General features: G+C 37.9%; 16 protein-coding genes and 1 rRNA gene. 2 read left to right on the top strand and 15 right to left on the bottom strand.

Translation table 11 applies throughout. The annotated features are described in order from the left end of the window. Window positions 1–27: 27 nt before the first annotated feature. The 7 genes from HEQ28_RS12525 to lptB all read right to left on the bottom strand — a co-directional run bounded on the left by HEQ28_RS12525 (window position 28) and on the right by lptB (window position 9,742). Complete coding sequence (locus HEQ28_RS12525) at window positions 28–1,455, bottom strand: peptidylprolyl isomerase (RefSeq protein WP_434502917.1); 1,428 nt, start codon at window positions 1,453–1,455, stop codon at window positions 28–30. A gap of 2 nt (window positions 1,456–1,457) precedes the next feature. Beyond that, the gene (gene guaB / locus HEQ28_RS12520; RefSeq protein ID WP_434502915.1) at window positions 1,458–2,942 is read right to left on the bottom strand and encodes an IMP dehydrogenase; all 1,485 of its coding nucleotides are present in this window, start codon (window positions 2,940–2,942) and stop codon (window positions 1,458–1,460) included. A 105-nt stretch (window positions 2,943–3,047) separates the two neighbouring features. Beyond that, window positions 3,048–5,225, bottom strand: coding sequence for a DNA helicase RecQ (gene recQ / locus HEQ28_RS12515; protein WP_434502913.1), 2,178 nt, complete (start codon window positions 5,223–5,225; stop codon window positions 3,048–3,050). A 97-nt stretch (window positions 5,226–5,322) separates the two neighbouring features. Further along, complete coding sequence (clpX, locus tag HEQ28_RS12510) at window positions 5,323–6,564, bottom strand: ATP-dependent Clp protease ATP-binding subunit ClpX (protein WP_434502911.1); 1,242 nt, start codon at window positions 6,562–6,564, stop codon at window positions 5,323–5,325. A 1-nt stretch (window position 6,565) separates the two neighbouring features. Beyond that, window positions 6,566–7,231 (bottom strand): ATP-dependent Clp endopeptidase proteolytic subunit ClpP, encoded by a 666-nt coding sequence (gene clpP, locus HEQ28_RS12505; RefSeq protein ID WP_018464895.1) that lies wholly within the window; start codon window positions 7,229–7,231, stop codon window positions 6,566–6,568. Between the two features lie 175 nt (window positions 7,232–7,406). Then, complete coding sequence (gene tig / locus HEQ28_RS12500) at window positions 7,407–8,762, bottom strand: trigger factor (protein WP_434502908.1); 1,356 nt, start codon at window positions 8,760–8,762, stop codon at window positions 7,407–7,409. A 161-nt stretch (window positions 8,763–8,923) separates the two neighbouring features. Continuing rightward, window positions 8,924–9,742: an LPS export ABC transporter ATP-binding protein gene (lptB, locus tag HEQ28_RS12495; protein ID WP_434502906.1), complete on the bottom strand. Its 819-nt coding sequence runs from the start codon at window positions 9,740–9,742 to the stop codon at window positions 8,924–8,926. 134 nt (window positions 9,743–9,876) lie between these two features. Here lptB and HEQ28_RS12490 point away from each other — a divergent pair, with 134 nt between their 5' ends. Both HEQ28_RS12490 and HEQ28_RS12485 read left to right on the top strand, forming a co-directional pair. Next, complete coding sequence (locus tag HEQ28_RS12490; protein WP_434502904.1) at window positions 9,877–10,635, top strand: MlaE family ABC transporter permease; 759 nt, start codon at window positions 9,877–9,879, stop codon at window positions 10,633–10,635. Further along, on the top strand, window positions 10,632–11,399 hold the full coding sequence (locus HEQ28_RS12485) for an ABC transporter ATP-binding protein (RefSeq protein WP_434502902.1): 768 nt from the start codon (window positions 10,632–10,634) through the stop codon (window positions 11,397–11,399). Before HEQ28_RS12490 ends, HEQ28_RS12485 begins: the two co-directional genes overlap by 4 nt. A 6-nt stretch (window positions 11,400–11,405) precedes the next feature. On the opposite strand, the gene HEQ28_RS12480 is transcribed toward HEQ28_RS12485, so the two are convergent. The 8 genes from HEQ28_RS12480 to rrf all read right to left on the bottom strand — a co-directional run bounded on the left by HEQ28_RS12480 (window position 11,406) and on the right by rrf (window position 17,624). Then, window positions 11,406–11,798 (bottom strand): hypothetical protein, encoded by a 393-nt coding sequence (locus HEQ28_RS12480; RefSeq protein WP_434502900.1) that lies wholly within the window; start codon window positions 11,796–11,798, stop codon window positions 11,406–11,408. Window positions 11,799–11,843: 45 nt separating this feature from the next. Beyond that, the gene (gene der, locus HEQ28_RS12475; protein WP_434502898.1) at window positions 11,844–13,157 is read right to left on the bottom strand and encodes a ribosome biogenesis GTPase Der; all 1,314 of its coding nucleotides are present in this window, start codon (window positions 13,155–13,157) and stop codon (window positions 11,844–11,846) included. Between the two features lie 119 nt (window positions 13,158–13,276). Next, entirely contained in the window at window positions 13,277–14,158 is an 882-nt protein-coding gene (gene era / locus HEQ28_RS12470) for a GTPase Era (RefSeq protein WP_434502896.1), read from the bottom strand. An 89-nt stretch (window positions 14,159–14,247) separates the two neighbouring features. Further along, window positions 14,248–15,270, bottom strand: a complete 1,023-nt coding sequence (locus HEQ28_RS12465; RefSeq protein WP_434502894.1) for a beta-ketoacyl-ACP synthase III — start codon at window positions 15,268–15,270, stop codon at window positions 14,248–14,250. Then, window positions 15,270–15,455, bottom strand: a complete 186-nt coding sequence (gene rpmF / locus HEQ28_RS12460; protein ID WP_007135457.1) for a 50S ribosomal protein L32 — start codon at window positions 15,453–15,455, stop codon at window positions 15,270–15,272. The genes HEQ28_RS12465 and rpmF overlap by 1 nt, the downstream gene beginning before the upstream one ends. A gap of 26 nt (window positions 15,456–15,481) precedes the next feature. Beyond that, window positions 15,482–16,009, bottom strand: a complete 528-nt coding sequence (locus HEQ28_RS12455; RefSeq protein ID WP_434504465.1) for a YceD family protein — start codon at window positions 16,007–16,009, stop codon at window positions 15,482–15,484. Between the two features lie 56 nt (window positions 16,010–16,065). After that, window positions 16,066–17,274: a sensor histidine kinase gene (locus HEQ28_RS12450; protein ID WP_434502892.1), complete on the bottom strand. Its 1,209-nt coding sequence runs from the start codon at window positions 17,272–17,274 to the stop codon at window positions 16,066–16,068. Between the two features lie 237 nt (window positions 17,275–17,511). Continuing rightward, a 5S ribosomal RNA gene (gene rrf, locus HEQ28_RS12445) occupies window positions 17,512–17,624 on the bottom strand. Window positions 17,625–17,710 lie beyond the last annotated feature (86 nt).

The following is a 17,710-nucleotide window of genomic DNA, read 5'->3' as shown; positions in this document are numbered from 1 at the left end:
TCAATATTATATTAAGATTTTCAAAGACTAATGCTTATTAACCGTAGCGAGAACTGCATGGTTGACGCTAACTGGATATTTATTGCGTAAAGTCTCAACCCATGCCTTTTCAAGATATTCCTGATAATCGTTGACTACCAGCTGACGAACATCTGACAAATCATCCGGAGACTTTAATTTCTTTCCATAAACATTTTCGTAAGGATAATCTACAAGATGCTTATATGCCTTATTCTGTTTGAAAACAAATTTATCCACCAACAAATTTTCTCCTATTTTAAACATCCCCTTGTCAGCCTTTACTCGTAAACTATCTTTATTGAATGCTTTTTTCAACACATCAGACCATTCTGAGAAATTTGTTTTGCGCAGGATTTTCTTAACAGCTTTTAAATCATCCTTATATTTTGTATGGTAAGCAATACCCTTAAATCTAGGTTGCTCCCATTTATATTTCTTTTTGTTCTTCTTGAAATACTTATATAGCGCATCTTCATCAGTTGCAGCTTTCTTCCAAACGGTACGATTACTAATTTCAAACAATAATAGTCCGTCATGATATTCTTGTATAAGATATTTCAAAGAAGGGTCTTCTGACTCCAGCTCTTGTGTCTTTTTTGCAAGCACGTCCGACACTGTTACATGCTGAGCCTTTGATATAGAATCCAAACGCGCATTGATAATATTCTCACGAATGCCTCGCTGTTCTATAAATCTTATGATGTCAGCACGCAACGAATCATAAGGGAAAAAGTTACGACTGTCTTTCTTCAATATAATATGATAACCAACAGGCGACATAAATGGTTTGCTCATCTGTCCTTTTTTAAGAGCATAGGCCTGTTTCTCAAATTCAGGAAAAGTCTGTCCATATTGTATCCATGGTAACTCACCACCATTAACAGCCGATTCCTTATCATCAGAATATTTCTTTGCCAACTGGGCAAAATCAGCACCATTCAGCAATGCTTTATATATAGAATCTATACGTAGTTTTGCTGACACATCCTGTTCCTGTGGAGCACGTTGATTAAGTCTTAACAATATGTGCGCAACCTTTACAATACCACCATGTGAGTCTATTCTCTGTTGAGTTTCATTGTATATACGATACGCTTCTGTTTCTATATCAGCATCAGTTATTATAGAAGGCCTAATCTGCTTATCCCTATAAGATGCAAACTCGTTTTGATACGACTTCATTGTATCTAGACGAGCGTCAAGGGCAGCCTCTACCTTTAGCTTATAATTGATGAAAAGGTCAACATAATCATCAACTGATTTCTTATCAATGACTCCGTTTGAATTATTTTTGTTGTAAGAATACTCAAACTCGGAACGCAATACCGGCTTACCATTAACTGTCATAATAACAGGATCTACAGACTGCGCAAAAACCATGCTCCCATTTAGGAGCATGGCTATTAACACTGATATAGTTTTTTTACATCTCATTATTATTCAGGACGAGAATAATTTGGAGCCTCACTAGTAATAGTGATATCATGCGGATGACTCTCTAAGACACCAGCATTTGTAATACGAGCGAATTTCGCATTATGCATAGTATCAATAGAGTTTGCACCACAATACCCCATACCTGAACGCAAGCCACCAATGAGCTGATAAATCACCTCCTGAACAGTTCCCTTGTAAGGGACTCTACCGGCGATACCTTCTGGAACAAGTTTATTTGCTTCTTTTATATCATTCTGGAAATAACGGTCACGAGAACCGTTCTTCTGTTCCATGGCTTCCAAAGAGCCCATTCCACGATAACTCTTAAACTTACGACCGTTAAAGATTATTGTCTCGCCTGGACTTTCTTCTGTTCCAGCGACAAGTGAACCTATCATAACACAGCTTCCACCTGCAGCGATAGCCTTAACAATATCGCCAGAATAACGGAGTCCACCATCAGCTATCAAAGGAACACCAGTTCCCTTTAGCGCTGAGAATACGTCATACACTGCACTAAGCTGTGGTACGCCGACACCAGCAACAACACGTGTTGTACAAATTGAACCAGGACCGATACCAACTTTAACCGCATCAGCACCATTATCAACAAGGTATTTGGCAGCTTCACCAGTTGCAACATTACCAACAATAACATCAACGTTAGGGAAAGCAGCCTTTACCTCCTTAAGTTTTTCAACAACGCCCTTTGAATGTCCATGAGCAGTGTCAATAACGATAGCATCTACACCTGCTTCAACTAAAGCCTTAGCACGATCCATAGTATCAACAGTAACACCAACACCAGCTGCTACACGAAGGCGTCCCTTCTCGTCTTTACAAGCCATCGGCTTATCCTTTGCCTTAGTAATATCTTTATATGTGATAAGACCAACAAGATGATTCTCTTTGTCTACAACAGGAAGTTTTTCAATTTTATGCTCTTGTAATATCTGTGCGGCAGCAACAAGGTCTGTCTGCAAATGTGTTGTTACAAGATTTTCTTTTGTCATAACGTCATCAATCAACTTATCCATGTGACGTTCAAAACGCAAATCACGATTTGTAACAATTCCGACAAGATGATTATCTTCATCAACAACAGGAATACCTCCAATATGATAATCATGCATCATATCAAGAGCATCTTTCACTGTGCTGCCACGACGAATCGTGACAGGAGCGTAAATCATTCCATTCTCGGCACGCTTGACAATAGCGACCTGACGTGCTTGGTCTTCGATTGTCATGTTCTTATGAATAACACCTATACCACCTTCACGAGCAATAGCTATTGCCATTGAAGCTTCGGTAACAGTATCCATAGCTGCGGTCACAAATGGAACATTCAAACTGATGTTACGTGTGAACTTGGTTTTCAACTCTACCTCTTTAGGTAGTACCTCTGAGTAAGCAGGGATTAGAAGGACGTCGTCAAAAGTAAGGCCGTCCATTACAATTTTATCTGCAACAAATGATGACATATTGTAACTTTAAAAATTTATTGCGTGCAAATATAGTAATAATTTTCCACATGGGTACTATACGTTCACCATTTTATTATTGAATTAATGCTATTTAACGTCAAATTAGTTTGCCATCTCTGATAAGAATTTAATCCTGACAAGACGAATTTCATCTTCTGAATAATCTTCGCCCAACTCTTCTATCGCATCCTCCAGTTTGTCGGTTTCGCTCTCATTGAAATAATCATAGATATCGTCAATATGGTCATCGTCAATGACATCCTCTATGAAATAATCAATATTTATTTTAGTTCCACTATATACAATTGCCTCAATTTCATCTAGGAGCTCTGCTAATTCCATACCTAAAGCATCTGCAAGATCATCAAGTGCGACTTGACGGTCTATACTCTGAATGATCTTTACTTTCGTAACGCTTTTCTTTGCAACCGTACGCACACGTAGTTCCTCTGCACGTTCAATGCCATTCTCCTCACAATGACGTTTTATCAATTGAAGGAATTCTTTTCCATATCGTTTTGCCTTACCGGCTCCAACTCCTTGTATCTGTTGCAGTTCGTCATTAGTAATAGGGTACATTGTAGCCATTTGCTCCAAAGACTGGTCTTGGAAAATAACATATCCTGGAATATTCAGCTTCTGAGCCATACTCTTACGAAGGTTCTTCAACATTACAAATAGTTCTGGATCAAGAGCTACTGCTACAGAATCTCCGCTTTCTTCCTCATAATCATCCTTAAATTCATTATCCATTACGATAAAGAAATCCTCTGTTTTTTTCACAAAGCGTCTGCCGGAAGCCGTAACTTTTAATAATCCGTAGTTTTCAACATCTTTTTTAAGATAACCAGCTATAAGTGCCTGGCGGATAACAGGATTCCACAATTTAGGATTTTCGTCTTCACCTGACCCAAACTCTTCCAACTGATCATGGTGATGAGACACTATATCGTCTGTCCCGCGTCCTTTGACAAAATCTATAATATATTCCTGACGGAAATTTTCTTTTATTGCCAGTATTGATTTCAATATCACTAGCAATGCCTTACTGGCTTCTATTTTCTCTTTCGGGTGGAGACAGTTATCGCAATTATGGCAATTTTGTTTGTTATATTCCTCACCAAAATAATGAAGTAACATTTTGCGACGACATACAGAAGATTCAGCATAAGCAGCTGTTTCCTGAAGTAATTGTCTACCAATATCCTGTTCGGCAACAGGCTTACCCTCCATAAACTTCTCCAATTTCTTAAGGTCTTTCTGTGCATAGAAAGCTATACATATACCTTCACCTCCATCTCGTCCAGCACGACCTGTTTCCTGATAATACCCCTCAAGACTTTTTGGTATATCATAATGTATAACAAAACGAACATCGGGTTTATCTATGCCCATTCCAAAAGCTATCGTAGCTACAATTACATCAATACGTTCCATTAGGAAATCATCCTGAGTTTGTGAACGAGTTGAACTGTCTAATCCAGCATGATATGGTGCAGCCTTTATTTCATTCGTCTTGAGTACTTCAGAAAGTTCCTCTACCTTTTTTCTAGAAAGACAATATATGATACCACTCTTACCTTCATGTTGTTTGATAAATTTGATAATTTGTTTATCAATATCCTGCGTTTTAGAACGCACCTCATAATAAAGATTGGCTCTATTAAAAGAACTTTTGAATTCCTTTGCATCTGAGATACCTAGATTTTTCTTTATATCGGTACGTACTTTGTCTGTTGCAGTTGCAGTAAGAGCTATCACAGGGGCATTACCTATCTTACCTATTGTTGGCCGGATATTTCTGTATTCGGGGCGAAAATCATGTCCCCATTCTGAAATACAATGAGCCTCATCAATAGCGTAAAAAGATATCTTCACTGATTTAAGAAACTCGACGTTTTCTTCCTTATTAAGAGATTCCGGCGCTACATACAACAACTTTGTTACACCACTTTTCACATCACACATAACCTGCTGTATAGATGCTTTGTTTAGTGATGAGTTCAAATAATGTGCTACACCTGATTCCTCACTCATTCCATTGATAACGTCAACCTGATTTTTCATCAATGCTATAAGAGGAGAAATAACAATAGCCGTACCTTCCATTATCAAAGAAGGTAATTGATAACATAAGCTTTTACCTCCACCAGTAGGCATGAGCACAAACGTGTCATTGCCATCCAATAGATTATTAATAATAGCTTCCTGATCGCCTTTGAACTTGTCAAAGCCGAAATAATGTTTAAGTTGCTGTGTAAGATTAACTTCCTTTGTCATATAACAAGTAGTTTCTTAATCATTATATTAGATTTTGTCTTTCATTTAATTGCAGCTAGCAATATCAATTACCAGCTGCAATCTAATTTTATATCTATTATGCAGTTTCCAATTTCTGCAAATGAGATTTATTAAGCTGTGCCTTAGCATAGTCCAAAGTGACTGTAAAGCTCTTAGTTCTCTTTGATGGGATTTCAAACATAGCGTCCATCATTATAGACTCTACAATAGATCTTAAGCCACGTGCACCCAACTTATATTCCACGGCTTTTTCTACTATAAAATTCAATGTATCTTCATTAAATTCAAGCTTTATGCCATCCATATCAAAGAGTTTTTCATACTGTTTGATAATAGAATTCTTGGGTTCTACGAGTATACGTCGAAGAGCATCATGATCAAGCGGATTAAGATATGTGAGAACAGGAAGACGACCTATTATCTCTGGAATAAGTCCAAAAGACTTTAAGTCCATTGGTTGAACATATTTCATAAGATCTGCTTTATCTATCTTACTAACATTCTGCACAGAATTATACCCCACCACGTGAGCATTCATTCTCTGTGCTATTTTACGTTCTATACCGTCGAAAGCTCCACCGCAAATAAACAGGATATTCTTAGTATCAACATGAATATAGTCCTGATCAGGGTGCTTACGTCCACCCTTTGGTGGAACGTTTACCATAGTACCCTCCAAAAGTTTTAGCAATCCTTGCTGAACACCCTCGCCACTGACGTCGCGAGTTATTGAAGGATTATCGCTTTTACGCGCAATTTTATCTATCTCATCAATAAATACGATTCCACGTTCTGTTGCAGCTACATTATAATCGGCAACTTGTAGCAGACGGCTTAAAATACTTTCGACATCTTCACCTACGTATCCTGCTTCTGTAAAAACGGTTGCATCTACAATAGTGAAAGGTACATCCAGCATTTTTGCTATGGTGCGTGCCAAAAGAGTCTTACCTGTTCCAGTACTTCCAACCATTATAATGTTACTTTTTTCTATTTCCACGCCATTGTCATCTACAGGTTGTTGCAGACGCTTATAATGGTTATATACGGAAACAGAAAGAAAACGCTTGGCTTCATCTTGTCCGATAATGTATTCATCAAGATATTTTTTTATATCTTTCGGCTTAGGGACCTTATTAATCTTGAAAGAACTATCCTTTCCTCCACTATGCTGTTCTTCTTCTGCCAAGCCTGCACTTTGTACTATTTCATAAGCCTGATGCGCACAGTTTTCACAGATATAACCGCTTAGACCGGTTATAAGCAGCTTAACTTCGTTTTCGCCTCTTCCGCAGAAACTACAAACTTTTTTTGTCATATTATTTCTTACGTATCAATACATCATCAATCATACCATATTCCTTAGCTTCATCAGCATTCATCCAATAGTTTCTATCACTATCTTGCCATACCTTATCAAAAGGAGTATGAGAATGATTTGAAATGATTGTATAAAGTTCTTTCTTGAATTTTTGTATTTCCTTAGCTTCTATTTCTATATCTGAAGCCTGACCTTGCACACCACCCAACGGTTGATGAATCATCACACGACTATGAGTGAGGGCAGAGCGTTTACCTTCTTGACCAGAGACCAATAAAACCGCGGCCATAGATGCAGCCATACCTGTACATATTGTAGCAACATCACTGCTAATAAACTGCATTGTATCATAAATACCAAGTCCAGCAGTCACACTACCACCAGGGCTATTGATATAAATAGATATATCCTTACCACTATCTACAGAATCCAGATAAAGGAGTTGTGCCTGTAGAGTATTGGCAGTATAATCATCGATCTCTGTTCCGAGGAAGATTATACGATCCATCATAAGGCGTGAGAACACATCCATCTGGGTAACATTCAACTGACGTTCCTCAAGAATGTATGGATTCAGATACTGAGACTGTGCTTTCATCACATCATCAAGTGCCATACCATTCATGCCTAAATGCTTAGTAGCATATTTTCTAAAATCATTCATAATATAAAAATATCGTTCATTTAAAGATAAAAAAAAGAGAGGCTATCGCCCTTTTATTATATCTATCTTGCAAATATGATGCCAACGATGAACGTCAGACAATCTTTACATAGACAAAGATAATAAAAAAAGACGATAACCTCTTTATAAAAGAAGTTTTTTTTCAAAAAAACTATTATTCTTGCATCATTTTATTGAAGTCGTCAAGACTAATTTCCTTTTCATTAAGTTTTACTGAATCTTTCAATGCAACAACAAGCTTGCGGTCTACTGCGCGATCAACAAGTCCGTCAACATTTTCTTTCTTCTTAAGAATTTCCTTAGCGTAGTTCTCAACATACTCGTCAGGAACATTATTCATGCCATACTGAGCGAACTGTGTGCGAGCTGTTTCTTTTGCGGCATCCAATATGTCGGCATCATCAACCTTGATATCACGAGCTGAAACCAACTGCTCCTTAATCATGTGCCATGTAAGTTCAGTTATGCTCTGTTCGTAGTTCTTCTCAACAAACTCCTCACCCTTATCTTTGTTATTATTCAACATGATACGCTTAAGCAAAGCATCTGGGTATTCAAGTTTACCAACCTTCTTCTCGCAATAAGCACGAACATCAAGAATAAACTTATAATCGGCATCAACAGCAAGCTGCTCTTTAAGTCCTTCAGCAATCTTGTTACGGAATTCCTCTTCGTTCTTAACAGTATCCTTACCAAATAACTGATCAAAAAGTTCCTGGTTTACTTCATGCTTCTTAAAGCGCTGAATCTCTGTAATCTGATAACTAAAATCTGCAGTAAGTTCCTTTGCAGCATCACGCTCTATCTTTAACAATGAAGATATCTCGGTATCATTCTCTGGATAAGCCTTTCTTGGGTTGAATGTTATTACATCACCTAGTTTAGCACCTTCGAAAAGTTTCTTCTGATCATCAACCTTAATGTATTCTGGCATCAAGACAGCAGCCTCTACAGTTATGCCACCTTCTTTCGTATTACCATTCTCATCAAGTTCGCGAATATCACCCTTTAGCATATCATTGCCTTCGAATGCTTCAACCTTATCGTAACTGCCAGCGCGTGAAGCAAACATGTCAACCTGACGGTCGATGAGTGCATCATCAACTGTAATTGTATAATGATCAAGTTTGTTATGACCATCAAGAACCATCTTGAATTCAGGAGCAACAGCTATATCAAAAACGAAAGTGAAATTAGTGTCTTTTTCCAAATCCTGTGGTTCCTGCTTCTCTGAAGGAAGAGGCTCGCCAAGCATCTGAATATTGTTATCGTTTACATACTTGTAAATCTGCTCACCAATAAGTTTGTTGATAGCATCCATCTTTGCAGATGTGCCAAACTGTTTCTTAACGAGACCCATTGGAACCATACCAGGACGGAAACCAGGGTAATTAGCCTTCTTACGATAATCTTTCAATGCCTTCTCGACATTCTCTTTGTAATCAGCTTCTTCGACAGTAATAGTCAACAGACCATTGATCTTGTCAGGATTTTCAAATGAAATATTCATCTTCTGATGTTTTTGTTATATTATTATTTTTATTATTTTTTGGCAATTTTCGGACCGCAAAATTACTGATAATTAGCGAATATACCTAATATATAAAAGAAAAATTTGTTTTTTTAACCATACCAACCTTTACTTTCTTTTAGTCCAGAATACATCAAATTTTATTCAGCATGTGTTTTTAAATCATTTTCTTCTTCTATCTGCTCTTCTAAAGCCTCGTCTTCTTCATTCGGTTTAAATCTGCGATATACAAAATTCTCACTAAGATAATTTTTTCTTACTATTGGATTCGCAGCCAATTCCTCAGAAGAGCCATGGAAAAGTATTCTACCCTCAAAAAGCAAATAAGCCCTATCGGTGATAGACAACGTTTCCTGCACGTTATGATCGGTGATAAGAATACCTATATTACGGTATTTCAAACGCCATACTATATGTTGTATATCCTCTACGGCAATAGGGTCAACACCAGCAAAAGGCTCATCAAGCATAATAAACTTAGGGTTTATTGCAAGACAGCGCGCTATTTCCGTACGGCGACGTTCTCCACCAGAGAGCTGGTCACCTTTGTTTTTGCGCACCTTTGTAAGACGGAATTCTTTTATCAGACTTTCAAGTTTTTCTAGTTGTTGTTCATGAGACAGCTTAGTCATTTCTAATACTGACATTATATTGTCTTCCACGCTCATTTTTCGGAACACACTGGCTTCCTGAGGAAGATATCCAATACCGGCACGGGCACGCTTATACACTGGATAATCCGTAATCTCAGTATCATCCATATACACATGTCCCTCGTTTGGAACAACCAGACCAGTCGTCATATAGAAAGAAGTAGTCTTACCCGCACCGTTAGGTCCTAGAAGTCCGACTATCTCACCTTGTTTCACATTTATGCTCACGCCATTAGCAACCGTACGCTTGCCATAACGCTTCACAAGTCCTTCCGTACGAAGGGTCGTAAGCTTTGTTTCGTCCATAAATTCATGAATTTGGATGCAAAGTTAATTTAAATCACCATCAATACAAAATAAAAAAACAAAAACTATTCTCAATATTGCAGTTTTTTAGAGAAATTTGGTTACTTTTGCAACAAACAACAAAGGATAATAACATGTTTATAATTAAATTATTATATAAATATCTCACAACATTTGGCGACTACCTTATTCTTATTGGGCATTCTATATCTCGTCCAGAAAGAATGAGAATGTTTTTCAAGCAGTATATAAAAGAAATGTCCCAACTTGGTGTCAATTCAATTGGTATTGTTTTGCTTATATCTTTTTTCATAGGTGCAGTTATCTGTATACAGATGAAAGTAAACATACAGAGTCCATGGATGCCACGCTGGGTTTCCGGATATACCACTCGCGAGATTATGCTCCTTGAATTTTCTAGTAGCATCATGTGCCTTATCCTTGCAGGAAAAGTTGGTTCAAATATTGCTTCTGAATTAGGAACAATGCGTGTCACTCAACAGATTGACGCACTTGACATAATGGGAGTTAACTCTGCAAGCTATCTTATCCTTCCTAAAATTATGGGATTGATGACGATTATGCCATTCCTTGTTATTTTCAGTTCCGGCATGGGTATTGTCGGTGCTTATGGCACGGCATATCTAGGCCATATGCTTTCTCCTGATGACTTGACACTTGGAATACAACATGCTTTTAATCCATGGTTCATGTGGATGAGCATCATCAAGAGCACGTTCTTTGCATACATCATAGCTAGTGTCTCATCATTCTTTGGATATACTGTTAAAGGTGGTTCCATTGATGTTGGAAAAGCCAGCACAGACGCTGTTGTTTGTAGCAGTGTACTGATTTTATTCTCAGACGTATTCCTCACACAGTTATTATCATGATCGAAGTAAAACATTTATACAAGTCTTTTGAAGGCAAAACAGTTCTAAACGATATTAACACAGTATTTCAGGACGGAAAGACCAACCTTATCATTGGGCAGAGTGGTAGCGGAAAAACTGTTTTGATGAAAAATTTGGTTGGATTGCTAACTCCAACAAGTGGTGAAGTGCTATATGATAATCGCGATTTCATAACAATGAGTAAAAACGAGAAAGTCATGATGAGGCGCGAAATGGGAATGATTTTCCAGAGCGCAGCTCTATTCGACTCGCTTACAGTATTAGAAAACGTGATGTTTCCTTTGGATATGTTCTCTAATATGAATTACAGAGAACGTGTAAAAAGAGCTCAGGAATGCCTAGACAGAGTAAATCTTATTGATGCGCAACAAAAGTATCCAGGCGAGATTTCAGGAGGTATGCAGAAACGTGTTGCAATAGCGAGAGCTATTGTCTTAAATCCAAAATACCTTTTCTGCGACGAACCTAACTCAGGACTTGATCCTAAGACATCTCTTGTCATTGACGAGTTATTATCCGGAATAACAAAAGAATACAGTATGACAACTATCATCAACACACATGACATGAATTCTGTTATGGGTATTGGTGAAAATATATTGTTTATCTACAAAGGTAATAAAGAATGGCAAGGAACTAAAGACGAAATAATGAGCAATACAAATGAAAAGCTTAACGACCTTGTCTTTGCCAGTGACTTGTTCCGTAAGGTAAAGAAAGCAGAAATGGCTGAAGGTAAATAATAACGTTTATCGCATATACCAAACGCCCTTGCGCTTAACCATTGGCACAACCACCTGTTCTGTGGTATTATCACCGTAGGTCAGCAATAGATATGCATCTCCAGTATTATGAATGGTATCAGCTTTTGCGGCAGACACAGCTATTTTCTTTATCCCTTTATGGTCTTCATTCTGCTGACCAATAAACATCTTGGCATTTGCAACCAACTGCTCACGATAATTATTGGGGATACTTTCCGGCTGATTCATTCCGTCAACGAAAGCGTTATAATCACTATTCAACAAATAGTCATAATATATCTTAGCCGTCTTCCCAACAATCTCACTGGGATCTTTCTTCTGTGAACCACAAGAGAATAATATAGTTATAAGCAGTAATATATAGAATATCTTTTTCATAATATAAAAATACCCCTCATCATAAGAGATGAGGGTGATTAATTATTATTTCTGTCTGATAAAAATATTTATTGGACATCCGTGCATACTCCAAGTCTCACGTATTTTATTCTCAAGAAAACGACGATAATTTTCCTTTACATACTGAGGAAGATTAGCATAAAACACGAATGAAGGAATCTGAGTATTTGGCAACTGTGTACAATATTTTATCTTGATATACTTGCCCTTTAGACTCTGAGGAGGATTTGCCTCTATGATTGGCAACATTACCTCATTGAGCTTAGAAGTTCCAACATGTGCTTTGCGGTTAAGATAAACCTCCTTAGCAGTCTCCAGAACTTTAAATATTCTCTGTTTTGTTATTGCTGAAACAAATATTATTGGGAAGTCTACAAATGGAGCCATACGACTACGTATTGCAGCCTCAAAAGTATCGATCACCTTTTGGCTCTTATCCTCAACAAGGTCCCACTTGTTTACAACTAAAACAAGACTCTTGTTATTTTTCTGAATAAGTTGGAATATGTTCATATCCTGTGACTCTATACCACGAGTTGCATCTATCATAAGTATGCAGACGTCACTGTTTTCTATAGAACGGATTGAACGCATGACGCTATAAAATTCCAAGTCCTCACTAACTTTGTTTTTCTTACGGATACCAGCGGTATCTACAAGATAGAAATCAAAGCCAAACTTGTCATAACGTGTATAAATACTATCTCTAGTAGTACCAGCTATTTCTGTTACGATATTTCTATCCTCACCAATAAAAGCATTTACGATACTACTTTTTCCTGCATTTGGTCTACCGACTACAGCGAAACGAGGAATATCATCCTCTACTATCTCTGGATTTTCCTGAGGTAGTTTGTCAATTACTAAATCCAGCAAGTCACCAGAACCACCACCAGTTGCAGCACTAATACACTGAGGTTCGCCCAATCCTAATTTATAGAATTCAGCAGCTTCATAGTATTCTCCGCTGTTGTCTACTTTATTAGCAACAAGGATTACAGGAAGTTTTGCACGACGCAATATTGTCGCAACATCCTCATCCCAGTCTGTTACACCTGTTGTTACATCAACCATGAACAAAACAAGATCTGCCTCTTCAGTAGCTAATAAAACCTGGCGACGAATAGCATCCTCAAAGATATCATCTGAATTTACGACCCAACCACCTGTATCTACTATTGAAAATTCTTTTGCACCCCATGTGCACTTACCATATTGACGGTCTCTTGTTGTACCCGCGGTATCACTAACGATAGCACGACGTGATTGTGTCAAACGATTAAAAAGCGTAGACTTGCCTACATTAGGGCGTCCTACGATTGCAACTAAATTTGCCATAAATTTGTTTAATTTCTGAAGTTATACATTCTTCGGCCCTCCTAAAGGAGAGTTTGCCCTCATTCCATTCAGAGCCAAAAGTAATATTATTAATCAACTCACATGTGAGCCTATTATGATTAGTCTGGATTATATCCAAAGCTGTCAAGTTCCCTCTGCGATGATCGCCAGTCCTTGTCAACCTTGACAAAAGTCTCAAGATAGATTGTCTTATCAAAGAATCTCTCCAAAGCCTTACGCGATTCGGTATTTACCTTTTTCAACGCAACTCCCTGATGACCGATTATTATACCTTTCTGACTATCTCTCTCTACATATATCACTGCATTGATATATATTTTGCGTTCATCTTCCTTAAATTGTTCAACTTTTACTTCCACACTATAAGGAACTTCCTTATCATAATAAAGAAGAATTTTCTCTCGGATGATTTCACTAACAAAGAACTTTGCTGGTTTATCAGTTAGCTGTTCCTTATCAAAATAAGCCGGAGATTCAGGGAGCAGTTCCTGTATGCGTTTTAGCAAAATATCTACACCAAACTTATTCTTTGCAGAAAGAGGCAAGATCTCAGCATTAGGAAGTAGAGAATGCCATTTTTCTACCATATCACCGAGTTTCTTTTGGTCACTCTCGTCTATCTTATTTATCAACAATAATACAGGAATAGACATTTTTTTTACCTTTTCTAGAAAGTCAAGGTTTTTCTCAGGGTTTTCAACCACATCGGTTACATAAAGCAAGATGTCTGCATCATTAAGAGCTGATTCCGAAAAAGCCAACATCATTTCCTGCATCTTGTAGTTTGGCTTCAAGACTCCAGGAGTATCGGAAAAAACAATCTGGCAATCGTCAGAATTCACAATGCCCATTATACGATGACGAGTTGTCTGCGCTTTGAATGTAGCGATACTTATACGCTCGCCTACAAGTTGGTTCATCAGAGTACTCTTGCCAACGTTAGGATTTCCTACTATATTTACAAAACCTGCCTTATGCATACCATTTACTGTTTATAACAAACAAAAGAAACGCATTCTTTCTGAAAAATGAGAAGGATGCGTTTCATTATCATTTTGACTTAAAGTCATTATTTCGTTGCCGCTGAAGAGGTTCCACCATCATAAGCCCACTTATAATAAGATGCGCCATGAACGAAACCAGCTCCAAATGCCGTAAAGATGACATTATCACCTCTCTTAAGTTTGCTTTCATGATCCCAAAGTGCCAAAGGAATTGTTGCAGCACTTGTATTACCATAATGCTCAATATTCACAACGACTTTCTCCATAGGAATTCCAGCTCGCTTTGTTACAGCTTCAATGATTCTCAGATTAGCCTCATGAGGTACAACCCAATTAACATCATCAGCTGTCAAATTATTCATCTCCAGTATCTTAGTAACATCATTACTCATATCAGTAACAGCATAACGGAATACCGTACGACCTTCTTGATAAAGATAATGCAAACGATGATCTACTGTAAAATGAGAAGGAGGACAAACAGAACCACCAGCCTTCATATGTAGGAAAGGAAGTCCCTGACCATCTGTACGAAGATATGAATTCTGCACACCGTAACCATCCTCATCACTAGCTTCCACCAACACGGCTCCTGCACCATCACCAAACAAAACGCAAGTCTGACGATCAGTATAGTCAACTAATGAAGACATCTTATCTGCACCGATAACGATTATCTTCTTGTATCGACCGCTCTGTATCATAGCAGCTGCGACGTCAAGCGAATAAAGGAATCCACAGCATGCAGCCTCGAAGTCAAATGCAAAAGCATTCTTCAAGCCCAGCTTACCCAATACGATTGAGGCTGTAGATGGAAATTTATAATCTGGGGTAGTAGTGGTAACGATGAGTGCATCAATAGAATCTGGATCAACTCCCGTCTTCTGGATTAGCTGTTTTGCAGCCTTGCGTGCCAGATAACTGGTACCAAGTCCTTCTTCCGTAAGTATTCTGCGTTCCTTGATTCCCACACGAGTGGTTATCCACTCATCAGTTGTATCTACCATACGCGACAACTCCTCATTATTGAGGACATAGTCTGGCACATAGCCACCAACCCCGGTGATTATCGCGTTGATTTTGCCCATTATTCTGCTACTTCCTTAACAACAGCAACCTTGCCTCTATAGTAACCGCAAGTTGGACATACTGTGTGATAAACATAGTAAGCGCCACAATTTGGGCATACTGCCAATGTAGGAGCTACTGCCTTATCATGAGTTCTTCTCTTAAGTGTACGAGTTTTCGACTGTCTTCTTTTAGGATGTGCCATAATTTTTAAATCTTTTAATTTTAATTTTAATCTTCAATTTTTAAATTAGAAAGCGCTGCCCAACGTGGATCTACCTCATTCTTAATTTCTTCCCCACTACTTCGGGTAGCAGAATGCTCTTCGAGCTTCTTTATCATAGCCGGGTTGCATTTTCCAGGTGCATGCACGTGCTTGATGGGAATATTAAGCTCAGTAAATTCATAAATGAACCATGCGACATCAAGTATTCCTTCGTCCTCGACCACCGTCACAAGGTCATCATCTTCTGAGTAGTTTTCTCCAAATTTAGCAGCAAGGCGATTATCGGTATCTATCTTCTGCTCCATGTCATCAAGACATAAATCACAAGGAACCATCACCAAGCCTTCGATATGAAAAGTCAGGTCATAATAGTCATTAGTTCTGTTAACCAATAAACTAACATGCAAATTACCTCGTTGCACTCCCGCAGTCTCTAAAGACTTGAAAAATGCATCGTCAAGCTCAAACTCAAAAGGCGTTACACCTTGCTCCAAGCTCTTTAGGTCAATTTTTAAGGATTCTAAACTCACCATACGGGCTGCAAAGTTACGAATATTTTCTGATATACAACAATTAAAAGGCAAAAAAATTAGTTTTTTACTAATCCATTGATGTTAAACTTATTAGCTTGTGGGGTATTAGGGAGTTCAATGCAAAACACGGTTCCCTTTCCAACATCAGAATACTTAACAAATATTTTACCTTTATGATAATCTTTCACTATTCTTTTAGCCAACGACAAACCTAATCCCCATCCTCTTTTCTTTGTAGTGAATCCTGGACGGAACACGTTGCTTATATCTTTAGGCTTAATGCCCTTTCCTGTATCCGATATTTCTATTGACACAAAATCATCAATCTCACTCACCTTTACAGTTATAGTACCTTTAATCCCAATCATTGAGTCGACGGCATTCTTTAACAAGTTTTCCACGACCCATTCAAACAGCGATGCATTAAGCATAATAACAATATCATGATCGGGCTGTTCCCTTATAATACTAATACTGCTGGGCTTGCGCTTTTCCATATAATCAATAACGTGATTAAGTACATCAATTAAGTTTACCGGACATAAAGATGGTGATGAACCTATTTTAGAAAACCTATCAGCAATAATCTGTAAGCGTTTCACATCTTTCTCCATCTCAAAAACCAAAGACTCTTTTGAATATTCTTCCTTAAAAATTTCGATCCATGCAAGCAGACTAGATATTGGCGTACCAAGTTGATGAGCTGTTTCCTTACTCAGTCCAACCCAAACCATATTCTGTTCCGCTTTTTTTGAAGCCAGCAATGCAAATATAACTATAGCTGCAAATATTATTACCACGCCTAATTGGACATAAGGATAATAAGCTAGTCGCTGTAGAATTATAGAATCGTCATAGCAAACATCAATATAATCATGCGTGCGATCATCAATAGAAATTCTAACAAATTTCCCAGAAGCTTTCATAATTGCAGCTTTGTGTGATGCATCTTTCAGACTATCTGCATAGCTATTGCCTTGCACATCCACATTACGAAATATCTGAGCTTTGCCTGATTTATCTACAACTATTACGGGAATGGTATTATTTTCATTTATTACCTTTAATACAAGGTTAAGGTCTGTATTATCATCAGCAACGCTCAAAGAGCGCATAGCTTGAGCCAACACCTCCATTCGTGTAGTTTCCTCATGAAATAGGTCACGAATGAGAAGACGGGAAATAACAAGAGACAGAACGACTATAATTATAGCCGCAAAAATCAAAAGTAATTTCATCTTTCTTATTCTATCTGTCCACTTCATATTATGGAAACGAAATATCACAAAAAATATTGCAATGCTATAAGATTAATCTGAGTTATCAGAGTTGTAAATGCTATCAAATTTTTAACATCTCAATCAGAGATATCAGATTAATATTATCAACAATAGATATCCGTATTACCGTATTTAGGATAAGTCCTAAATACCTGACAGCTCGAATTATACAAACACAAAAAAAGCCTCGAAAGATATCTCTATCCTCGAGGCTTCAGTAAAAGAAGGCGGCTTCCTACTCTCCCGCATTGCATTGCAGTACCATCGGCGCAAGTGGGCTTAACTTCTCTGTTCGGAATGGGAAGAGGTGGGACACCACAGCAATAACCACCTGATATGGGTTATGACGTATTTTTCACAAGCAAACCGTAAGGAACAAGGTTCCCACTATAATCTTAAACAACTCAAAGTATGACCTTCC

This window comes from Prevotella sp., from assembly GCF_051059605.1.
In the GTDB taxonomy this organism is placed as follows: Bacteria; Bacteroidota; Bacteroidia; order Bacteroidales; family Bacteroidaceae; genus Prevotella.
The sequence above is the reverse complement of the archived record's forward strand: the minus strand, read 5'-3'. Positions and strand labels throughout refer to the sequence as shown.

Excerpts from the sequence above, each read along its gene's own strand:
- HEQ28_RS12450 (WP_434502892.1), bottom strand. The coding sequence starts at position 17,274 with ATGAAGTGGACAGATAGAATAAGAAAGATGAAATTACTTTTGATTTTT.
- HEQ28_RS12455 (WP_434504465.1), bottom strand. The coding sequence starts at position 16,009 with ATGGTGAGTTTAGAATCCTTAAAAATTGACCTAAAGAGCTTGGAGCAA.
- lptB (WP_434502906.1), bottom strand. The coding sequence starts at position 9,742 with ATGGACGAAACAAAGCTTACGACCCTTCGTACGGAAGGACTTGTGAAG.
- era (WP_434502896.1), bottom strand. The coding sequence starts at position 14,158 with ATGCATAAGGCAGGTTTTGTAAATATAGTAGGAAATCCTAACGTTGGC.
- guaB (WP_434502915.1), bottom strand. The coding sequence starts at position 2,942 with ATGTCATCATTTGTTGCAGATAAAATTGTAATGGACGGCCTTACTTTT.
- rpmF (WP_007135457.1), bottom strand. The coding sequence starts at position 15,455 with ATGGCACATCCTAAAAGAAGACAGTCGAAAACTCGTACACTTAAGAGA.
- recQ (WP_434502913.1), bottom strand. The coding sequence starts at position 5,225 with ATGACAAAGGAAGTTAATCTTACACAGCAACTTAAACATTATTTCGGC.
- HEQ28_RS12465 (WP_434502894.1), bottom strand. The coding sequence starts at position 15,270 with ATGGGCAAAATCAACGCGATAATCACCGGGGTTGGTGGCTATGTGCCA.
- HEQ28_RS12485 (WP_434502902.1), top strand. The coding sequence starts at position 10,632 with ATGATCGAAGTAAAACATTTATACAAGTCTTTTGAAGGCAAAACAGTT.
- HEQ28_RS12525 (WP_434502917.1), bottom strand. The coding sequence starts at position 1,455 with ATGAGATGTAAAAAAACTATATCAGTGTTAATAGCCATGCTCCTAAAT.
- HEQ28_RS12490 (WP_434502904.1), top strand. The coding sequence starts at position 9,877 with ATGTTTATAATTAAATTATTATATAAATATCTCACAACATTTGGCGAC.
- tig (WP_434502908.1), bottom strand. The coding sequence starts at position 8,762 with ATGAATATTTCATTTGAAAATCCTGACAAGATCAATGGTCTGTTGACT.
- clpP (WP_018464895.1), bottom strand. The coding sequence starts at position 7,231 with ATGAATGATTTTAGAAAATATGCTACTAAGCATTTAGGCATGAATGGT.
- clpX (WP_434502911.1), bottom strand. The coding sequence starts at position 6,564 with ATGACAAAAAAAGTTTGTAGTTTCTGCGGAAGAGGCGAAAACGAAGTT.
- der (WP_434502898.1), bottom strand. The coding sequence starts at position 13,157 with ATGGCAAATTTAGTTGCAATCGTAGGACGCCCTAATGTAGGCAAGTCT.
- HEQ28_RS12480 (WP_434502900.1), bottom strand. The coding sequence starts at position 11,798 with ATGAAAAAGATATTCTATATATTACTGCTTATAACTATATTATTCTCT.